Origin of the sequence: Gillisia xinjiangensis (genome assembly GCF_046298265.1) — a bacterium.
Classification (GTDB): Bacteria; Bacteroidota; Bacteroidia; order Flavobacteriales; family Flavobacteriaceae; genus Gillisia; species Gillisia xinjiangensis.
Genome location: NZ_JBKAHK010000116.1, coordinates 1 through 531 on the forward strand (window position 1 = coordinate 1; position 531 = coordinate 531).

Annotated in this window: 1 protein-coding gene; it reads left to right on the top strand. The window is 65.9% G+C overall.

Annotated features, from left to right (window positions below; translation table 11 throughout):
* Positions 1-382 (top strand): sulfotransferase domain-containing protein (locus ACKGJN_RS16770; protein WP_409540711.1); only part of this gene is annotated, 382 nt, incomplete at its 5' end.
* Positions 383-531 lie beyond the last annotated feature (149 nt).

Consider the following 531-nt stretch of genomic DNA (forward strand, 5'->3'; position numbering starts at 1 on the left):
GGACCACGTGCGCTCGTGGTGGGCCATCCGCCACTTGCCGAATGTCCTGCTGCTGCATTTTGCCGATCTCAAGAACGACATGCCGGGAGGGATCCGGCAGATCGCGGCGTTTCTCGATATCGCGGTCGACGAATCGCGCTGGGACGCCATTGTCGAGCACTGTTCGTTCGATTACATGAAGGCGAATGCCTCGGCCAGCGTGCCGCTCGGCGGGGCCTTCTGGGAAGGCGGCGCGCAGACCTTCGTGCACAAAGGCACCAACGGCCGCTGGGGCGATGTCCTCACGGCCGCGGCCTGCAAGGCTTACGAGCACCGCGCGCGGGCGGAACTGGGCGAGGACTGTGCCGCCTGGCTGGGCGGTGGAAGCGAAGCGAAGGCCTAACGTTTCGCTTCCTGCAGCACGTTGCGGATCGCGTCCACCGCGGTCATCACATCGTCTCGCGAAATATCCAGGTGGGTGACGGCGCGGACGGAGGTGCCGGCGCCGCCCAGGTCGACGCCCTTGGCTTTCAGCGCATCGCAGAACGAGTC